A 16,055-nucleotide genomic window follows, 5' to 3' on the forward strand; every position below is an offset into this window, starting at 1 on the left:
GAGTTCGTGATGAACATGCCGCACAATGCTTTCAAAGCCGCACTGAAACAATCGGCGACGCAATACGGAATATGGGCCGGGTTTGCTACTGGCTACGCCGCCGAGATCGTCGCCACCACCGGTTACGACTGGATGCTGATCGACGGTGAGCACGCACCGAACACCGTGCCGGGCGTGCTGGCGCAGTTACAGGCAGTGGCGCCCTATTCCACCGCGCCGGTCGTGCGCGCGGTGAACGGCGACGCCAACCTGATCAAACAACTGCTGGATATCGGCGCGCAGACGCTGATGATCCCGATGGTCGAAACCGCCGAACAAGCCGCCGCGCTGGTTCGTGCCATGCGCTATCCGCCCCACGGCATTCGCGGTGTCGGCGGTGGCCTGACCCGTGCCACCCGTTGGGACGGCGTGCCCGATTATCTCAATACCGCCCATGAGCAGTTGTGTCTGATCGTGCAGGTGGAATCGCGGCTCGGCGTAGACAACGTGGAGGCCATCGCCGCCGTCGAAGGTGTCGACGCGGTATTTATCGGTCCGGCGGATCTTTCTATCGGTCTCGGCCACTCCGGCAATCCGGGTCACCCGCAAGTTCAGGAACGGATTCAACACGCCATCAACGCCACACTCGCGGCCGGCAAGGCCTGCGGCATCCTCGCGCCGAATGAAGACGACGCGCGCCGTTATCAAAGCTGGGGCTGCCAGTTCATCGCCGTGGCTATCGACATCAGCCTGCTGCGCCAGAGCGCCATGGCCACCCTCGCCCGCTACCGCACACCGGCCATCGAACAAGCGCCGTCGCGTACCTACTGATCAGCCAAGGAGTCGTCCCATGTCGTCCGTGCCTGTTTACGAAAACTTCATCAACGGCCAGTTCGTGGCCAGCGCTGCCCACATCGATGTGATCAACCCGGCCACCGGGGCCGTGCTGTCGAAAGTCCCGGCCTCGACCGCCGAAGACGTCGAACGCGCCCTTGCCGCTGCCCGAGCGGCGCAAAAAGACTGGTCGCGCAAACCGGCGAATGATCGCGCCGGCTACCTGCGCCGCATCGCCGCCAAGCTGCGGGAAAACGTTTCGCACCTGGCGCGGACCATCACCCTGGAGCAAGGCAAGATCAGCGGCCTGGCCGAAGTCGAAGTCAACTTCACCGCCGATTATCTCGACTACATGGCCGAGTGGGCGCGGCGTATCGAAGGCGAGATCATCACCAGCGACCGCCAACACGAAAACATCTTCCTGTTCCGCAAACCACTGGGCGTGGTGGCCGGAATTCTGCCGTGGAATTTCCCGTTCTTCCTGATCGCCCGCAAAATGGCCCCGGCCCTGTTGACTGGCAATACCATCGTTATCAAGCCCAGCGAAGAAACGCCAAACAACTGCTTCGAATTCGCCCGACTGGTGGCTGAAACCGATCTGCCGCCCGGTGTGTTCAACGTGGTTTGCGGTGACGGCCAAGTGGGTGCGGCACTGAGCGCGCACAAGGGGGTGGACATGATCAGCTTCACCGGCAGCGTCGCCACCGGCTCGCGGATCATGGCGGCTGCCGCACCGAACATCACCAAGCTCAATCTGGAGTTGGGTGGCAAGGCACCGGCCATTGTGCTGGCGGATGCCGACCTGGATCTGGCGGTAAAAGCCATTCGAGATTCGCGGATTATCAACAGCGGCCAGGTGTGCAATTGCGCCGAGCGGGTGTACGTCGAGCGCAAGGTGGCGGATCAATTCATCGAACGCATCGCTGCAGCGATGAGCGCGACCCGCTATGGCGATCCGATAGCGCAGCCCGATGTGGAAATGGGCCCGCTGATCAATCGCCAGGGGCTGGACAGCGTCAACCGCAAAGTCCGTACGGCGTTGAGTCAGGGCGCGAACCTGATCAGTGGTGGACAGATCGCTGATCTACCTGACGGCTTCCACTTCCAACCCACCGTATTGGCCGGGTGCCGTGCCGACATGGACATCATGCGCGAAGAGATTTTTGGTCCGGTGCTGCCGATCCAGATCATCGATGACCTGGACGAAGCCATCGCCCTGGCCAACGACTGCGAATACGGCCTGACCTCGTCGATCTACACCCGCGACCTGAACAAAACCCTGCATGCCATGCGCGAGCTGGATTTTGGTGAAACCTACGTCAATCGCGAGAATTTCGAGGCGATGCAGGGCTTCCATGCCGGCGTGCGTAAATCGGGGATTGGCGGCGCGGATGGCAAGCATGGGTTGTATGAGTACACCCATACCCATGCGGTGTATTTGCAGGGCTGAACTTGCTTTAAACCTGTGGCGAGGGAGCTTGCTCCCATCGGGGTGCGAAGCGCCCCAGGGGGGACTGCTGCGCAGTCCAGCGGGAGCAAGCTCCCTCGCCACATTCACTCACGGCTCAAAAATCCACAGTCGCCGAAAGCAAATAGGTCCGTGGCGTCGCCAGCGTCAACCCCGGCTCACTGTCATCCGAAGCCCCGGCCGAACTCCAGTAGCGCTTGTCCGCCACGTTCTCGACATTGGCGCGCACGGTGATGGTCTTTTCGTCGACCCGGAACGCATACCGCGCCCCCACGTCGAAACGCTCCCAGGCATCGATTTCCTTGTTGTTGGACTGATCCAGATACTGCGAGCTGGAATAGATGCCGCGACCGGTCAGGGTCAGGCCCTGCACGTTCGGCACGTCCCACTCGGCGCCGAGGTTGACGTTGTATTTCGGCGTGGCAGGCGCGCGGTTGCCGTCGAAGGTGCCGTTGGTGGTGTCGGTCAACTCGCTGTCGATGTACATCACACCGCCGAGCAGTCGAAACCCTTTGAGCGGTTCGCCGAACACGCTCAACTCGACCCCCTCGTTCTTGCGTTTACCGTTCGGGCCAAAGACTCGCGTCGTGGCGTTGGTCTCGTAGGCCGGCTGCTTGATGCGGAAAACGGCAGCGGTCATGGCGAAGGCACCGGCATCATATTTGGCGCCGACTTCGACCTGGCGGCTGATAAACGGCGGGAAGATTTCGTCTTCGTTCACCGAGGTCGACGGCGCGATCTTGCCCTGGCTCAAGCCTTCCATGTAGTTGGCGTACAGCGACAGTTTGTCGGTCGCCTTGAACAGGATGCCGCCCGATGGCGAAAACTTTTCCTCGTCATAGGCGGTGTCACCCTTGACGTCATCGGACCAGTCGTCGACCTGGACCCGCTGCCAGCGACCACCGAGGGTCAGCAACAAACGGTCATCGAAGAAACCGAGGGTGTCGGACAACGCCACGCTGCTGAAGCGGTTCTCGGTGTAAACCTCGGGATCCTGCCGCGTAGGCCGTACAGGCGTCGGCGTTTCCACGGGGTTGTAGAGGTTGCTGGGGGCGGCCGCATAACGGGCACCGCCATTTTCGAAGTCCATGTAGAAATAGCTGGCCGCCAGGTTGACCTGATGGCTCACCGGGCCGGTATGGAACCAGTTGCGCACACCCGCCGTGGCTGTGCGGACATTCTCGTCACGGGTGAAGTCACGCGGCTGCACGCTGAAATCGCCCGCGTCATTGGTGACCGCAACCGCATGCCGGAGAAAGTCATGATTGCTTTTGCGCGCGCCCACGCCGCCGTACAGCATGACTGAATCGTTGACATCAAACTCGCCGTTCAGCGTGCCGAAGGTGTCGGTGGTCCGTGCCTGGCTCCAGGGCTGCGCATAGTTGTCGCGGACATCATCGGGATTCGGCACCTTCGCGTTGGCCCCCACCTGCACGCGCTCTTGCGGTGCATCGGTATCGCGTTCGGTGTGGCCGATGTCGGTCGAGAGGCGCAGGCGTTCACCGCGAAAATCCAGGCCTAACACGGCCATCTCGCGGTCGACGCTCTGGTGATCCCAATCGGTATCGCCAGACTGCTTCACGCCGTTGAAACGAATCCCGAACATGTCACCTTCGCCAAAGCGCCGCCCGACATCCACGGCGCCGCCGACCTGGTTGTCGGACGCGTAGCTACCGGTGAACGATGTGATCGGCTGGTCAGTCGCACGCTTGGGCACCACGTTGATCCCGCCGCCCACGCTGCCTCGCGGCGAGATGCCATTGATCAGCTGGCTCGGGCCTTTGATGATGTCGACGCGGTCGGCCATCTCCATGTCGATCGTGTAGGTCGGCAACACGCCGTACAGACCGTTGTAGGAAACATCGCTGTTGAACAGGCTGAGCCCGCGAATGGTGAATTGCTCGTAACGCCCACCCGCCGGGTTGGTGGCGCGGACTGAAGGATCGCTGGCGATCAGGTCGCCCAAGGTGCGGGCCTGCTGGTTTTTCACCGTTTCGCTGGTGTAGGTGGTCATGCTGAACGGCGTTTCCATGAAATCCTGCGAGCCCAGCAGGCCTTGCGAGCCTCGGCGCGCAACCTGGCCGCCGGCATACGGATCACCGTGTTCGGAATCCACGGCACCGAGAATGGAGGTCGCCCCCAGTTGCAGGCTGCTGCCGGCCGGCGCTGGAATCAGGATGTAAGCCTGCTCGCCCACCGGTTGCAGTTGCAGGCCGGAGTTCAACAACAAGCGGGCAAAGCCCTCTTCCACCCCGTAATCACCGTCCAGGCCGGCACTGCTGCGACCGCTGACCAGCGCCGGATCGACCGACAGGTTGACCCCGGCCAAACCGGCAAACCGCGTCAGCGCATCACTCAGACTACCGGCCGGCACCTGGTAACTGCGACGGCCAACGTCCTCGGCCCAACTGCTGTTGATTAAAAACGGACTGGCGCTGAGGCTCAGCATCAGGCTCAGGCGCAACAACGGGCGCAGGCCGGACGACGCCGGGCGCGGACTGCAAGGCTTTACTGCGGGCATTGAAGAAGCTCTCTTGTGCGTTCAGTTGCCTTGAATGACAAGCGAGTTGAAAAAAGGGGACAGGCTTCAAACAACTTTTTGGCGCGGCAGCAACGTCACCCAGTAACGGGTGCGCATTTGCACCTCCAGCGGCAGGCTGGCGCTAAGCAGCGCGAGAATGCGATCGCTATCGTCCAGCCGGAAACTGCCGGTCACGCGCAGCGTTTCGAGTTCCGGTTCCCAACGCAAAACGCCGGGGCGATAGGTGTCGAGTTCACGCAGGAAATCCCCCAGCGGCTGGTTGTTCGCCATCAGCACGCCTTCGCGCCAGCCGGGTTGCAGCACGTCAAAAGCCTGAACCGCACCGGCGCCGGACGCTTGCAGGTTGATCTGCTGGCCTGCGCGAAGCATCAGCTCGGCGCCCTGCAACGGTCGCAGCTGCGCGGCGCCGTTGAACACCGAAACCCGGCAGCCACGAACATCCTGACGGACACAGACTTCACTTTGACTGACGATCACTTGGCCGAACCGGGTCTGGATCGTCAGCGGCGAGACACCCGACACTTTCAACGACATCTCGCCCTCCACCAGCTTCACGTGGCGACTCGTCATATTCACGTCGACGGCGCTGGCGGTATTGAGTTGCAACGCGCTGCCATCGGCCAATTGCACCTGCTTGCGCTCGCCCGTGGCGGTGTGCAAGTCGGCACGCCAGACCTCCAGCGGTAATTGGCGACTGATCAGCCAGGCCGCCGGCACCAACGCCACCGCACCCAACGCACGCTTGAGCACCACGCGCCGCCCGGGATCAGGGCGGTCGAGACTGCTCAGGGCCAACGCTGAGGGCAGGTCGGCAAAGCGCTGACGCAGGGCTTGCGCCTTCTGCCAGGCCTGCTCGTGACTGACCGACGTGTCGCGCCAGCGTTGCAGGTTGGCGCGATCCTGCTCGGTGGCGCCGCCGGACTCCAGCAACGCCAGCCATTGCGCGGCCGCTCGCACCACCTGACGGGCATCGGGCGCGGCGCTGCTCACAGTTCCACCATGAGGCAATGCTCGTAGGCTTGCGCCATGTAGCGCTTGATCGTGCGCTCCGACACGTTCAAGCGCTCGGCGATTTGCTGGTACGTCAGGCCTTCGAGCTGGCTCCAGAGAAATGCCCGTCGCACTGCCCGCGGCAAGCCATCGAGCAATTCGTCCAGCGCTTGCAGGGTTTCCAGCAACAACCAGCGCTGTTCCGGGGACGGCACGCAGTCTTCGGGCAACGATGCCAGTGCGTTGAGGTAGGCCTGCTCGAGACTGCGACGCTGGTAGAAATTGCTCAGCAAGCGTTTGCCCACGGTCAGCAAATAGGCACGGGGCTCTTGCAGGTCGGCAATCCGTTGAGAACTGGCGAGCAAACGCAAGAACGTATCCTGGCTGAGGTCCGCCGCATCGCACGCGCTGCCCATGCGCCGCCTCAACCAGCCCTCAAGCCAGCCACGGTGATCGCGGTACAGGTCGTGAAAGGTTTGCGCCTGCGGCATCGCTGCATCACTCATCTCAAGAAGCCCTGTGCCAAGGAATCGTAAATGAGAGTGATTCTAATTAATATCGCGACGATGGACCAAGTCCTTTATGCAGCAAAGGCGCAGAAAGATGGGGAGCCAGGAGGGAAAGCGAGAAAAAGCCAAATTTCAGACACAAAAAACCCCGGTCTTTCGACCAGGGTCTTTGCTATCGACTCGAAGTAAACCAGCGGTTTTTCTTCGTAGCGCCAAGGCGTTCAGTGGGCCTTGGTGCAGATATGGCGCAGCGGACGGGACTCGAACCCGCGACCCCCGGCGTGACAGGCCGGTATTCTAACCGACTGAACTACCGCTGCGTATCGCTTTGGACTTGCGTCCAGGTAACTCGTTTGATCGAAAGCTTCGGTGCTTTTCAATCGCGAACCAGACCGAAATCTGCTTCGTAAATAATGGCGCAGCGGACGGGACTCGAACCCGCGACCCCCGGCGTGACAGGCCGGTATTCTAACCGACTGAACTACCGCTGCGCGTCGGTGGAGGCATTTCAGCCTACCTCTTGCTTTCGCAAGTATCTCGGGAGTGGTGGGTGATGACGGGATCGAACCGCCGACATTCTGCTTGTAAGGCAGACGCTCTCCCAGCTGAGCTAATCACCCGTTTGCATCTCCGAGGCCGCGAAATTTACGCAGGTACCGAACCTAAGTCAATAGCAGGATTGAAGTTTTTCTGAAAAAGACAAAATCGAGTCATTCCGCATGAGACAGGCAACCCCAAGATCGCTTTCGCGAGCTGGGTTCGCTCCCACAGTGGGTCGCTGCTCTCCTGCGGGAGCGAGCCTGCCCGCGAAGACGGCGACACATCCAACTTCAACGCCGGAGTAAAAACCCATCTACTCGCTGTAGATCATCTTCTTGGTCATGCCACCATCAACCACGAACTCCTGCCCCGTGACAAACCCGGCGTTCCTCGACAACAGCCAGGCCACCATCGCGGCGACGTCCTCGACCGTCCCTACCCTGCCCGCCGGATGTTGCGCATGATCGGCGTCGGTCAACGGTTCGGCACGACGCACGGAAGGGTCGCGCGCGTCGATCCAGCCAGGGCTGACGGCATTGACCCGAATCTCCGGGCCAAGGCTGATGGCGAGCGCGTGAGTCAGGGCCAGCAAACCGCCCTTGCTCGCCGCGTAAGCCTCGGTATCGGGCTCGGATTGTCCGGCGCGGGTCGAGGCCAGATTGACGATCGACCCGTTGTGAGCACGCAGATACGGCGCGCAGTGCTTGGCCAGCAACATCGGCCCACTGAGATTGACCGCCAGCACCCGATTCCAGTAAGCCAGATCGAGGCTTTCCAGGGTGATGTTGTGCGGATCGGCGACCGCCGCGTTGCACACCAGCGCGTCCAGTCGCCCGAACTGCCCCAGCACTTCAGCAACACCCAGCGCCACCTGCCCTTCGTTGGAAACGTCCATCGCAATGAACCAGGCGTTGTCGCCGAGCACCTTCGCCACTTTCGACCCGCGTTCACGATCCAGATCCGTCAGCACGACCTGCCAGCCTTCGCTGATCAGCCAGGCCGCAATCCCCAGGCCAATGCCCCGTGCAGCGCCGGTGACCAGCGCTACACGACCATTGGAGCCGGTTGGCGTGGACAACTCGATCACAAGGCAGCCAACCCGCGCGCCAGGTCGGCTTGCAGGTCTGCTACATCTTCCAGGCCGACTGCGATGCGGATCAGGCTGTCACGAATACCCGCTGCTTCACGCTCTTGCGGCGCCAGACGGCCGTGGGAGGTGGTGCTCGGGTGGGTAATGGTGGTCTTGCTGTCACCCAGGTTGGCGGTGATCGAAATCAGGCGCGTCGCATCGATAAAGCGCCAGGCGCCCTCTTTGCCGCCCTTGACCTCGAAACTCACCACCGCCCCGAAACCTTTCTGCTGACGCTGGGCCAGTTCGTGCTGCGGATGGCTCTTGAGACCGGCGTAATGAACCTTCTCGATGCCCTCCTGCTGCTCCAGCCACTCGGCCAGTTGCTGGGCGTTGGCGCAATGCGCCTTCATCCGCAGGTTCAGGGTTTCCAGGCCCTTGAGGAAGATCCAGGCGTTGAACGGGCTGAGGGTCGGCCCGGCAGTGCGCAGGAAACCCACCACTTCTTTCATCTGATCGCTGCGACCGGCCACAACACCGCCCATGCAACGACCCTGGCCATCGATGAACTTGGTCGCCGAGTGCACGACGATGTCCGCGCCCATTTTCAGCGGCTGTTGCAGCGCCGGGGTGCAGAAGCAGTTGTCGACCACCAGCATCGCGCCTTTGGCGTGAGCGATTTTCGCCAGCTCGGCGATATCGACCAGCTCGGCCAGCGGGTTGGACGGTGATTCGACGAACAGCAATTTGGTGTTGGCCTTGATCGCCGCATCCCAGCCGGACAGGTCCGCCAGGGGTACGTAGTCGACTTCGATGCCAAAACGCTTGAAGTACTTCTCGAACAGGCTGATGGTCGAACCGAATACGCTGCGCGACACCAGCACATGATCGCCGGCGCTGCACAGGCTCATCACCACCGCCATGATCGCCGCCATGCCGGTGGCAGTGGCCACGGCTTGCTCGGCGCTCTCCAGTGCGGCGATGCGCTCTTCGAAAGCACGCACGGTCGGGTTGGTATAGCGCGAGTAAACGTTGCCCGGCACTTCCCCGGCGAAACGCGCAGCAGCATCGGCAGCGGTGCGGAACACATAGCTGGAAGTGAAGAACATCGGATCACCGTGTTCGCCTTCCGGCGTACGGTGTTGACCGGCACGTACGGCCAGGGTATCGAACGCTACGCCTTCGAGGTCGCTGTCCAGCCGACCGGCATCCCAATCCTGACTCATGCTGTCACTCCTTGCCTTGCTCTTGGATAAAAAGTCTTTTGATAGATACAAAACCGGCCCCTAGGGGCCGGTAGAAACTCAGTTGTTGTACAGATCGATGATCGCGCTGACTGCCTGCGTCTTGACTTTGGAGGCATCGTTACGTGCCTGCTCGATCTTGTTCAGGTACGCCTCGTCGACATCGCCGGTCACGTACTGGCCGTCGAACACCGCGCAATCGAACTTGTCGATCTTGATCTTGCCGCCACCGACCGCTTCGATCAAGTCAGGCAAGTCCTGATAGATCAACCAGTCAGCGCCGATCAGGTCGGCCACGTCCTGGGTCGAACGGTTGTGGGCGATCAGTTCGTGGGCGCTCGGCATGTCGATGCCGTAGACGTTCGGGAAACGCACGGCCGGCGCAGCGGAGCAGAAGTAGACGTTCTTGGCGCCCGCTTCACGCGCCATCTGGATGATCTGCTTGCAGGTGGTGCCGCGAACGATGGAGTCGTCCACCAGCATCACGTTCTTGCCGCGGAATTCCAGTTCGATGGCGTTGAGCTTCTGGCGTACGGATTTTTTCCGCGCGGCCTGGCCCGGCATGATGAAGGTGCGGCCGATGTAGCGGTTCTTCACGAAGCCTTCGCGAAATTTCACGCCGAGGTGGTTCGCAAGCTCCAGTGCCGCGGTGCGGCTGGTGTCCGGGATCGGGATAACCACGTCGATGTCGTGCTCGGGACGCTCGCGCAGAATCTTCTCGGCGAGCTTCTCACCCATGCGCAGACGGGCCTTGTACACCGAAACACCGTCGATGATCGAGTCCGGACGCGCCAGGTAGACGTGTTCGAAAATGCACGGAGTCAGGGACGGGTTGGTCGCGCACTGACGGGTGTGCAGCTTGCCGTCTTCAGTGATGTAGACCGCTTCGCCCGGTGCCAGGTCGCGAATCAGGGTGAAGCCGAGCACGTCCAGGGACACGCTTTCGGAGGCGATCATGTATTCGACGCCTTCGTCGGTGTGACGCTGGCCGAACACGATCGGGCGAATGCCATGCGGGTCGCGGAAACCGACGATGCCGTAACCGGTCACCATCGCCACGACCGCGTAACCACCCACGCAACGGTTGTGCACGTCGGTCACGGCGGCGAACACGTCTTCTTCGGTTGGCTGCAACTTGCCGCGCTGGGCCAATTCGTGAGCGAACACGTTGAGCAGCACTTCCGAGTCGGAGCTGGTGTTGACGTGGCGCAGGTCAGATTCGTAAATCTCCTTGGCCAGCTGTTCAACGTTGGTCAGGTTACCGTTGTGCGCCAGGGTGATGCCGTAAGGCGAGTTGACGTAAAACGGTTGAGCTTCGGCCGAAGTCGAACTGCCCGCGGTTGGATAGCGCACATGGCCGATGCCCATGTGGCCGACCAGACGCTGCATGTGACGCTGATGGAACACGTCACGTACCAGGCCATTGTCCTTGCGCAGGAATAACCGGCCATCATGGCTGGTCACGATACCGGCAGCGTCCTGGCCGCGGTGCTGGAGGACGGTTAGCGCGTCATACAGCGCCTGATTGACGTTCGACTTACCGACGATACCGACGATGCCACACATGCGACGCAACCCCTACTTAATGGATCTGAACTGAACACAACTCACTGAGGCGTTTTGGCCGTCGGCAAGAGGTGCTCCTTGAACGGAATATCAGCGGGTACGCTGATTCCGCTGGCAAGCCACTGACTGCTCCACCCGAGGATCAGGTTTTTGGACCAGTCGGCGACCAATAGAAATTTTGGCACGAGTTGCGACTGCTGCCACCACTCGTCCTGCTGTACCGGCCCCAGGCTCAACAGCCCGACCGCCACGACCACCAGCAACACGCCACGCGCAGCGCCGAAGGCCATGCCGAGGAATCGATCGGTCCCGGACAACCCGGTGACGCGTACCAACTCGCCGATCAGATAATTGATCATTGCGCCTACGATCAACGTGGCGACAAACATGATGGTGCAGCCCGCGATCACGCGAGCCGATGGAGTCTGGATATATCCGGCGAGGTACTCGGACAGTGAGCCACCAAACATCCAGGCAACAGCTCCTGCGATGATCCAGGTCACCAGCGACAGTGCTTCTTTGACGAAGCCGCGGCTCAGACTGATCAATGCAGAGATGGCGACGATTGCAACGATCGCCCAGTCAACCCAGGTAAATGGCACAGTGCAGCCTACAGACGGATAAGGCGGCGCATTTTAGCAGAGCCCATGCTTATCGGTAAGCTGCGATTGTCAGTGCATTTCAAATCGCTGCGATAGATTTAGCCGCGTTCCGGCTGAAAGCGCACCACGAACCCCTTGAGGTTCTGCTGGCGGTTGAGCAAGTCACGCAGACGATCGGCCTCGGCACGCTCAATCAGCGGCCCGACAAACACACGATTCTTGCCGTCGGCGGTGCGGATGTAGGCGTTGTAACCCTGGCTGCGCAGGGTTTTCTGCAGTTTTTCCGCACTTTCACGGTTGGCCAGGCTGGCCAGTTGTACCGACCAGCTCACCGAGAGGCCATTGGCGTCAACGCGGCTTTGAGTGGTGTCAGGCTTGCCCGGTGCGGCGCTGATCGGCTGGGACGGCGCAGTCGCCGGTTTAGCCGCCAATGCCGGAGCAGGCGGCGGCGCGACCGGTTTTGCCGCTGGCGCCGGAGCGACCGGTGCAGCCGGGGCAGCCGGTGCAGCCGGGGCAGCCGGTGCAGCCGGGGCAGCCGGGGCTTCCTGCTGGGCAATTTCGTCGTCGCTCGGCACAGGCTCTTGCGGCAAGGCTTGCGGCTCAGGCACCACCACCGGCTCCACCTGAACCTGTGGCAACGCCGGCGCTTGAGGGGCAGCCGGGGCTTCGACCGTTACCTGACGCTGCTCATCCTGGCGCGAGAACAGCATCGGCAGGAAAATCACGGCCAGCGCGACGAGTACGAGCGCGCCAACCATGCGCTGTTTGTAGGCCTTATCCAGCAATGCCATTTGCCGCTTCCTCCGTGGAGCGCCGAGCCAGCCATTCAAGGGCCTCGGCGACACAATAAAATGATCCGAACAACAGTATTTCATCGTCGCTCGTTGCCAGCGCGCACTGCCCTTCCAGGGCGGCGGCCACGCTGTCATAGGATGCTACCGAAGCGCCACGCTTGTGCAACGCCTCTTGCAGATCGGCCACCGGCCGCGCCCGTGGCGAATCCAGCGGAGCGACAGCCCAGTGCTCGACACTAGCATTCAATTCGCCAATAACACCATCCAGATCCTTGTCGGCCAGCAATCCGAATACCGCCAGACGCTTGCCGAGCGGTGGACGACTGGCCAGACGCCGGGCCAGATACTCCGCCGCATGGGGGTTATGCCCCACATCCAGCAACAGATTAAGACGCTTGCCCTGCCAGTCGAATTGCCGGCGATCGAGACGACCGACCACCCGCGTCGCCTGCAGCGCCTGGCTAATCTGCGCATCGACCCAAGGCAAACCAAGCAGCAGATAAGCCTGCAAGGCCAGAGCGGCGTTTTCCATGGGCAGATCGAGCAGTGGCAAGTCGCGCAGCTCGATCACACGACCCTGGGCGTCAACGCCGCGCCATTGCCAGTTGTGATCGGTGATCCCAAGGTCGAAATCGCGCCCACGCAGGAAAAACGGACAGTTCAGCTCGCGCGCTTTATCCAGCAGGGGTTGCGGGGGATTGAGATCGCCACAGAGCGCAGGCGCGCCCTGGCGAAAAATTCCGGCCTTCTCGAAGGCCACGGATTCGCGGGTATCACCCAGGTAATCCGCATGATCGACGCCAATACTGGTGACCAGCGCCATGTCGGCGTCGACCACGTTGACCGTGTCCAGGCGCCCGCCCAGACCCACTTCCAGCACCACCGCATCGAGCCCGGACTGTTGAAACAGCCAGAACGCCGCCAGGGTGCCCATTTCGAAGTAGGTCAGGGAAGTGTCACCGCGCCCCGCCTCCACTGCCGCGAAGGCCTGGCACAGCTCGGCGTCAGTGGCTTCGACGCCATTGACCTGCACCCGCTCGTTATAACGCAGCAGGTGCGGTGAATTGTAGACACCGACTTTCAGGCCCTGGGCGCGTAGCAATGAAGCCACGAACGCACAGGTGGAGCCCTTGCCGTTGGTGCCGGTGACCGTGATCACCCGAGGCGCCGGCTTGCCCAGCCCCATGCGGGACGCTACCTGTTGCGAGCGCTCAAGGCCCATGTCGATGGCCGAAGGGTGCAACTGCTCAAGGTAGGCGAGCCACTCGCCAAGGGTACGTTCGGTCATAGGTTGGCAGGTACCGGTGGAACCACGATCGGCTCGATTGGCGCGGCGACAAATTTCGGCGTCGGCAGGCCCATCATTTGCGCCAGCAGGTTGCCCAGACGCGGACGCAGCTCCTGACGGTGAATGATCATGTCGATCGCACCGTGCTCCAGCAGGAACTCGCTGCGCTGGAAGCCTTCCGGCAGTTTTTCGCGCACGGTCTGTTCGATAACACGCGGACCGGCAAAGCCGATCAGGGCTTTCGGCTCACCGACAATCACGTCGCCGAGCATCGCCAGACTGGCGGAAACACCACCGTAGACCGGGTCGGTCAGTACGGAGATAAACGGAATGCCTTCTTCACGCAGACGCGCCAGCACCGCGGAGGTCTTGGCCATCTGCATCAGGGAAATCAGCGCTTCCTGCATCCGCGCACCACCGGAGGCGGAGAAGCAGATCATCGGGCAGCGTTTTTCCAGCGCGTAGTTGGCGGCGCGCACGAAGCGCTCACCAACGATGGCGCCCATCGAACCACCCATGAAGGAGAATTCAAACGCCGATACAACAACCGGCATGCCCAGCAGCGTACCGCTCATGGAGATCAGTGCGTCTTTTTCGCCGGTCTGCTTTTGCGCAGCGGTCAGGCGATCCTTGTACTTCTTGCCGTCGCGGAATTTCAGACGGTCAACCGGCTCCAGGTCTGCACCCAGTTCGGTACGGCCTTCTACATCGAGGAAGATGTCGATACGGGCGCGAGCGCCGATACGCATGTGGTGGTTGCACTTGGGGCAAACGTCCAGGGTTTTTTCCAGCTCCGGACGATACAGCACAGCCTCGCAAGACGGGCACTTGTGCCAAAGACCTTCAGGCACCGAGCTCTTCTTGACCTCGGAACGCATGATCGAAGGGATCAGTTTGTCTACTAACCAGTTGCTCATGCTTTCTTTCTCCAGTACCGGCGGCCCGAACGCTCTGGTTCGCAGCCCCGCGTATGCCCTTGAGCTAAATTCATGTTGTGCGGCGATGATTCAGTGAATGGCCGGATCAGCGAAACGTGACCTGCGTACCACCCCATGACCCTCAGCCGTTTTGTACAGCGCAGTCCAGTGGACGGCGGCAGACTGCCAGCCGTCACATCAACGTAATGCCTGGATGAACGCGTGAATCTTTGCGTGATCCTTGATGCCTTTGCTCGCCTCTACCCCGCCGCTGACATCCACGGCATAGGGCCGGACCCGTGCCACGGCCTCGGCGACGTTTTCCGGGGTCAGTCCACCCGCCAAAACAATCGGCTTGCTCAAGCCTTGCGGTATCAGTGACCAGTCGAAGGCTTCGCCGGTTCCCCCGGGAATGCCTTCGACATAGGCATCGAGCAAAATGCCGCTTGCACCTGGATAGGCGTCGCATGCCGCCGCTATGTCGTCGCCGGCCTTGACCCGCAACGCTTTGATGTATGGACGCTGCCAGGCTTCGCATTCCGCAGCAGTCTCATCACCATGAAACTGCAACAGGTCCAACGGCACCGCATCGAGGATTTCAGTCAGTTCGGCACGACTGGCGTTGACGAACAACCCGACTGTCGTAACAAACGGCGGCAGCGCTTTGATGATCAAGCGCGCCTGCTGAAATGTCACAGCCCGCGGACTTTTCGCGTAAAACACAAACCCTATGGCGTCGGCCCCGGCATCGACCGCCGCCAACGCATCTTCTATGCGGGTAATCCCGCAAATCTTGCTGCGAACGGCTGACATGTCGTTAAAACCCCACGGCAAATCCGGAAAGTCCCGGATGGTAACAAAAGCGTTCGAGGGCGTCAGCCGTCAAGTTCGGCGAACCCGGTAAGGAAATGCGGCCCAATGTAACGCTCGGGCAATTCGAACTCATCACGGTACTCGACTTGCACCAGATACAGGCCAAACGGATGCGCCGTCACCCCACCCGTACGACGAATGCGGCTCTCCAGTACCTCCTTCATCCATTCCAACGGACGTTCGCCGGCCCCGATCGTCATCAGCACACCGGCAATGTTGCGCACCATGTGGTGCAGGAAGGCGCTGGCGCGGATATCCAGCACGATCATCTTGCCGTGGCGCGTCACCCGCAGGTGATGCAGTTCCTTGATCGGCGACTTGGCCTGGCACTGACCGGCGCGGAAGGCGCTGAAATCGTGAGTACCCACCAGGTACTGAGCCGCCTCCGCCATGCGCTCGACGTCCAGCGGACGATGATTCCAGGTGATCTCTTCGTTGAGGTGCGCCGGACGGATCTGATCGTTGTAGATCACGTAGCGATAGCGACGGGCGATGGCTTTGAACCGCGCATGAAAGTGCGCCGGCATGACCTTGGCCCAGCTGACGCTGACGTCGTGCGGCAAGTTGATGTTGGCGCCCATCACCCAGGCCTTCATCGAACGCTCGACCTGGGTATCAAAGTGCACCACCTGCCCGCAGGCATGCACACCGGCATCGGTTCGCCCGGCGCACAGCAGTGAAACCGGTGAGTCGGCGACTTTGGACAAGGCGTTTTCGAGGGTTTCCTGCACGGTGAGTACACCGGAGGCCTGGCGCTGCCAGCCGCGATAACGCGAGCCTTTGTATTCAACGCCCAGTGCGATCCGGAAAAAGCCGTCGGCGGCCATTTCAGCAGCCGGG

14 protein-coding genes and 3 tRNA genes are annotated in these 16,055 nt (G+C 61.4%); 2 read left to right on the forward strand and 15 right to left on the reverse strand.

Annotated elements, in window-relative coordinates:
• Positions 1-9 precede the first annotated feature (9 nt).
• On the forward strand, positions 10-810 hold the full coding sequence (locus tag KHO07_RS18170) for an HpcH/HpaI aldolase/citrate lyase family protein (protein ID WP_212625124.1): 801 nt from the start codon (positions 10-12) through the stop codon (positions 808-810).
• A gap of 19 nt (positions 811-829) precedes the next feature.
• Positions 830-2,263, forward strand: a complete 1,434-nt coding sequence (aldA, locus tag KHO07_RS18175; RefSeq protein WP_212625125.1) for an aldehyde dehydrogenase — start codon at positions 830-832, stop codon at positions 2,261-2,263.
• A gap of 115 nt (positions 2,264-2,378) precedes the next feature.
• Here aldA and KHO07_RS18180 read toward each other — a convergent pair whose 3' ends face one another.
• From KHO07_RS18180 to truA, 15 genes are all read right to left on the reverse strand, one after another.
• The gene (locus tag KHO07_RS18180; protein ID WP_212625126.1) at positions 2,379-4,802 is read right to left on the reverse strand and encodes a TonB-dependent receptor; all 2,424 of its coding nucleotides are present in this window, start codon (positions 4,800-4,802) and stop codon (positions 2,379-2,381) included.
• A 66-nt stretch (positions 4,803-4,868) separates the two neighbouring features.
• Positions 4,869-5,813 (reverse strand): FecR domain-containing protein, encoded by a 945-nt coding sequence (locus tag KHO07_RS18185; RefSeq protein WP_212625127.1) that lies wholly within the window; start codon positions 5,811-5,813, stop codon positions 4,869-4,871.
• A complete protein-coding gene (locus KHO07_RS18190; RefSeq protein WP_150733387.1) occupies positions 5,810-6,319 on the reverse strand; it encodes a sigma-70 family RNA polymerase sigma factor in 510 nt (169 codons plus the stop codon). Before KHO07_RS18190 ends, KHO07_RS18185 begins: the two co-directional genes overlap by 4 nt.
• A gap of 246 nt (positions 6,320-6,565) precedes the next feature.
• A tRNA-Asp gene (locus KHO07_RS18195) sits at positions 6,566-6,642 on the reverse strand.
• Between the two features lie 94 nt (positions 6,643-6,736).
• Positions 6,737-6,813, reverse strand: a tRNA-Asp gene (locus tag KHO07_RS18200).
• 53 nt (positions 6,814-6,866) lie between these two features.
• A tRNA-Val gene (locus tag KHO07_RS18205) sits at positions 6,867-6,942 on the reverse strand.
• Positions 6,943-7,175: 233 nt separating this feature from the next.
• Positions 7,176-7,949, reverse strand: a complete 774-nt coding sequence (locus KHO07_RS18210; protein WP_150733386.1) for an SDR family oxidoreductase — start codon at positions 7,947-7,949, stop codon at positions 7,176-7,178.
• The gene (locus tag KHO07_RS18215; protein WP_150733385.1) at positions 7,946-9,157 is read right to left on the reverse strand and encodes an O-succinylhomoserine sulfhydrylase; all 1,212 of its coding nucleotides are present in this window, start codon (positions 9,155-9,157) and stop codon (positions 7,946-7,948) included. The genes KHO07_RS18210 and KHO07_RS18215 overlap by 4 nt, the downstream gene beginning before the upstream one ends.
• A gap of 78 nt (positions 9,158-9,235) precedes the next feature.
• Positions 9,236-10,741, reverse strand: a complete 1,506-nt coding sequence (purF, locus tag KHO07_RS18220; protein WP_034150926.1) for an amidophosphoribosyltransferase — start codon at positions 10,739-10,741, stop codon at positions 9,236-9,238.
• 41 nt (positions 10,742-10,782) lie between these two features.
• Positions 10,783-11,343, reverse strand: coding sequence for a CvpA family protein (locus KHO07_RS18225; protein WP_075945889.1), 561 nt, complete (start codon positions 11,341-11,343; stop codon positions 10,783-10,785).
• 98 nt (positions 11,344-11,441) lie between these two features.
• Positions 11,442-12,134 carry an SPOR domain-containing protein gene (locus KHO07_RS18230; protein ID WP_212625128.1) on the reverse strand — a complete coding sequence of 231 codons (693 nt, stop codon included), beginning with the start codon at positions 12,132-12,134 and terminating at the stop codon, positions 11,442-11,444.
• Positions 12,118-13,425 (reverse strand): bifunctional tetrahydrofolate synthase/dihydrofolate synthase, encoded by a 1,308-nt coding sequence (folC, locus tag KHO07_RS18235; protein ID WP_212625129.1) that lies wholly within the window; start codon positions 13,423-13,425, stop codon positions 12,118-12,120. Before folC ends, KHO07_RS18230 begins: the two co-directional genes overlap by 17 nt.
• The gene (accD, locus tag KHO07_RS18240) at positions 13,422-14,342 is read right to left on the reverse strand and encodes an acetyl-CoA carboxylase, carboxyltransferase subunit beta (RefSeq protein ID WP_075945892.1); all 921 of its coding nucleotides are present in this window, start codon (positions 14,340-14,342) and stop codon (positions 13,422-13,424) included. Before accD ends, folC begins: the two co-directional genes overlap by 4 nt.
• 198 nt (positions 14,343-14,540) lie before the next feature.
• Positions 14,541-15,155, reverse strand: a complete 615-nt coding sequence (locus KHO07_RS18245) for a phosphoribosylanthranilate isomerase (RefSeq protein WP_150733382.1) — start codon at positions 15,153-15,155, stop codon at positions 14,541-14,543.
• 62 nt (positions 15,156-15,217) lie between these two features.
• Positions 15,218-16,042: a tRNA pseudouridine(38-40) synthase TruA gene (gene truA, locus KHO07_RS18250; RefSeq protein ID WP_212627659.1), complete on the reverse strand. Its 825-nt coding sequence runs from the start codon at positions 16,040-16,042 to the stop codon at positions 15,218-15,220.
• Positions 16,043-16,055: the final 13 nt, after the last annotated feature.

The sequence above is a fragment of the Pseudomonas sp. PP3 genome (genome assembly GCF_905336995.1).
In the GTDB taxonomy this organism is placed as follows: Bacteria; Pseudomonadota; Gammaproteobacteria; order Pseudomonadales; family Pseudomonadaceae; genus Aquipseudomonas; species Aquipseudomonas reinekei.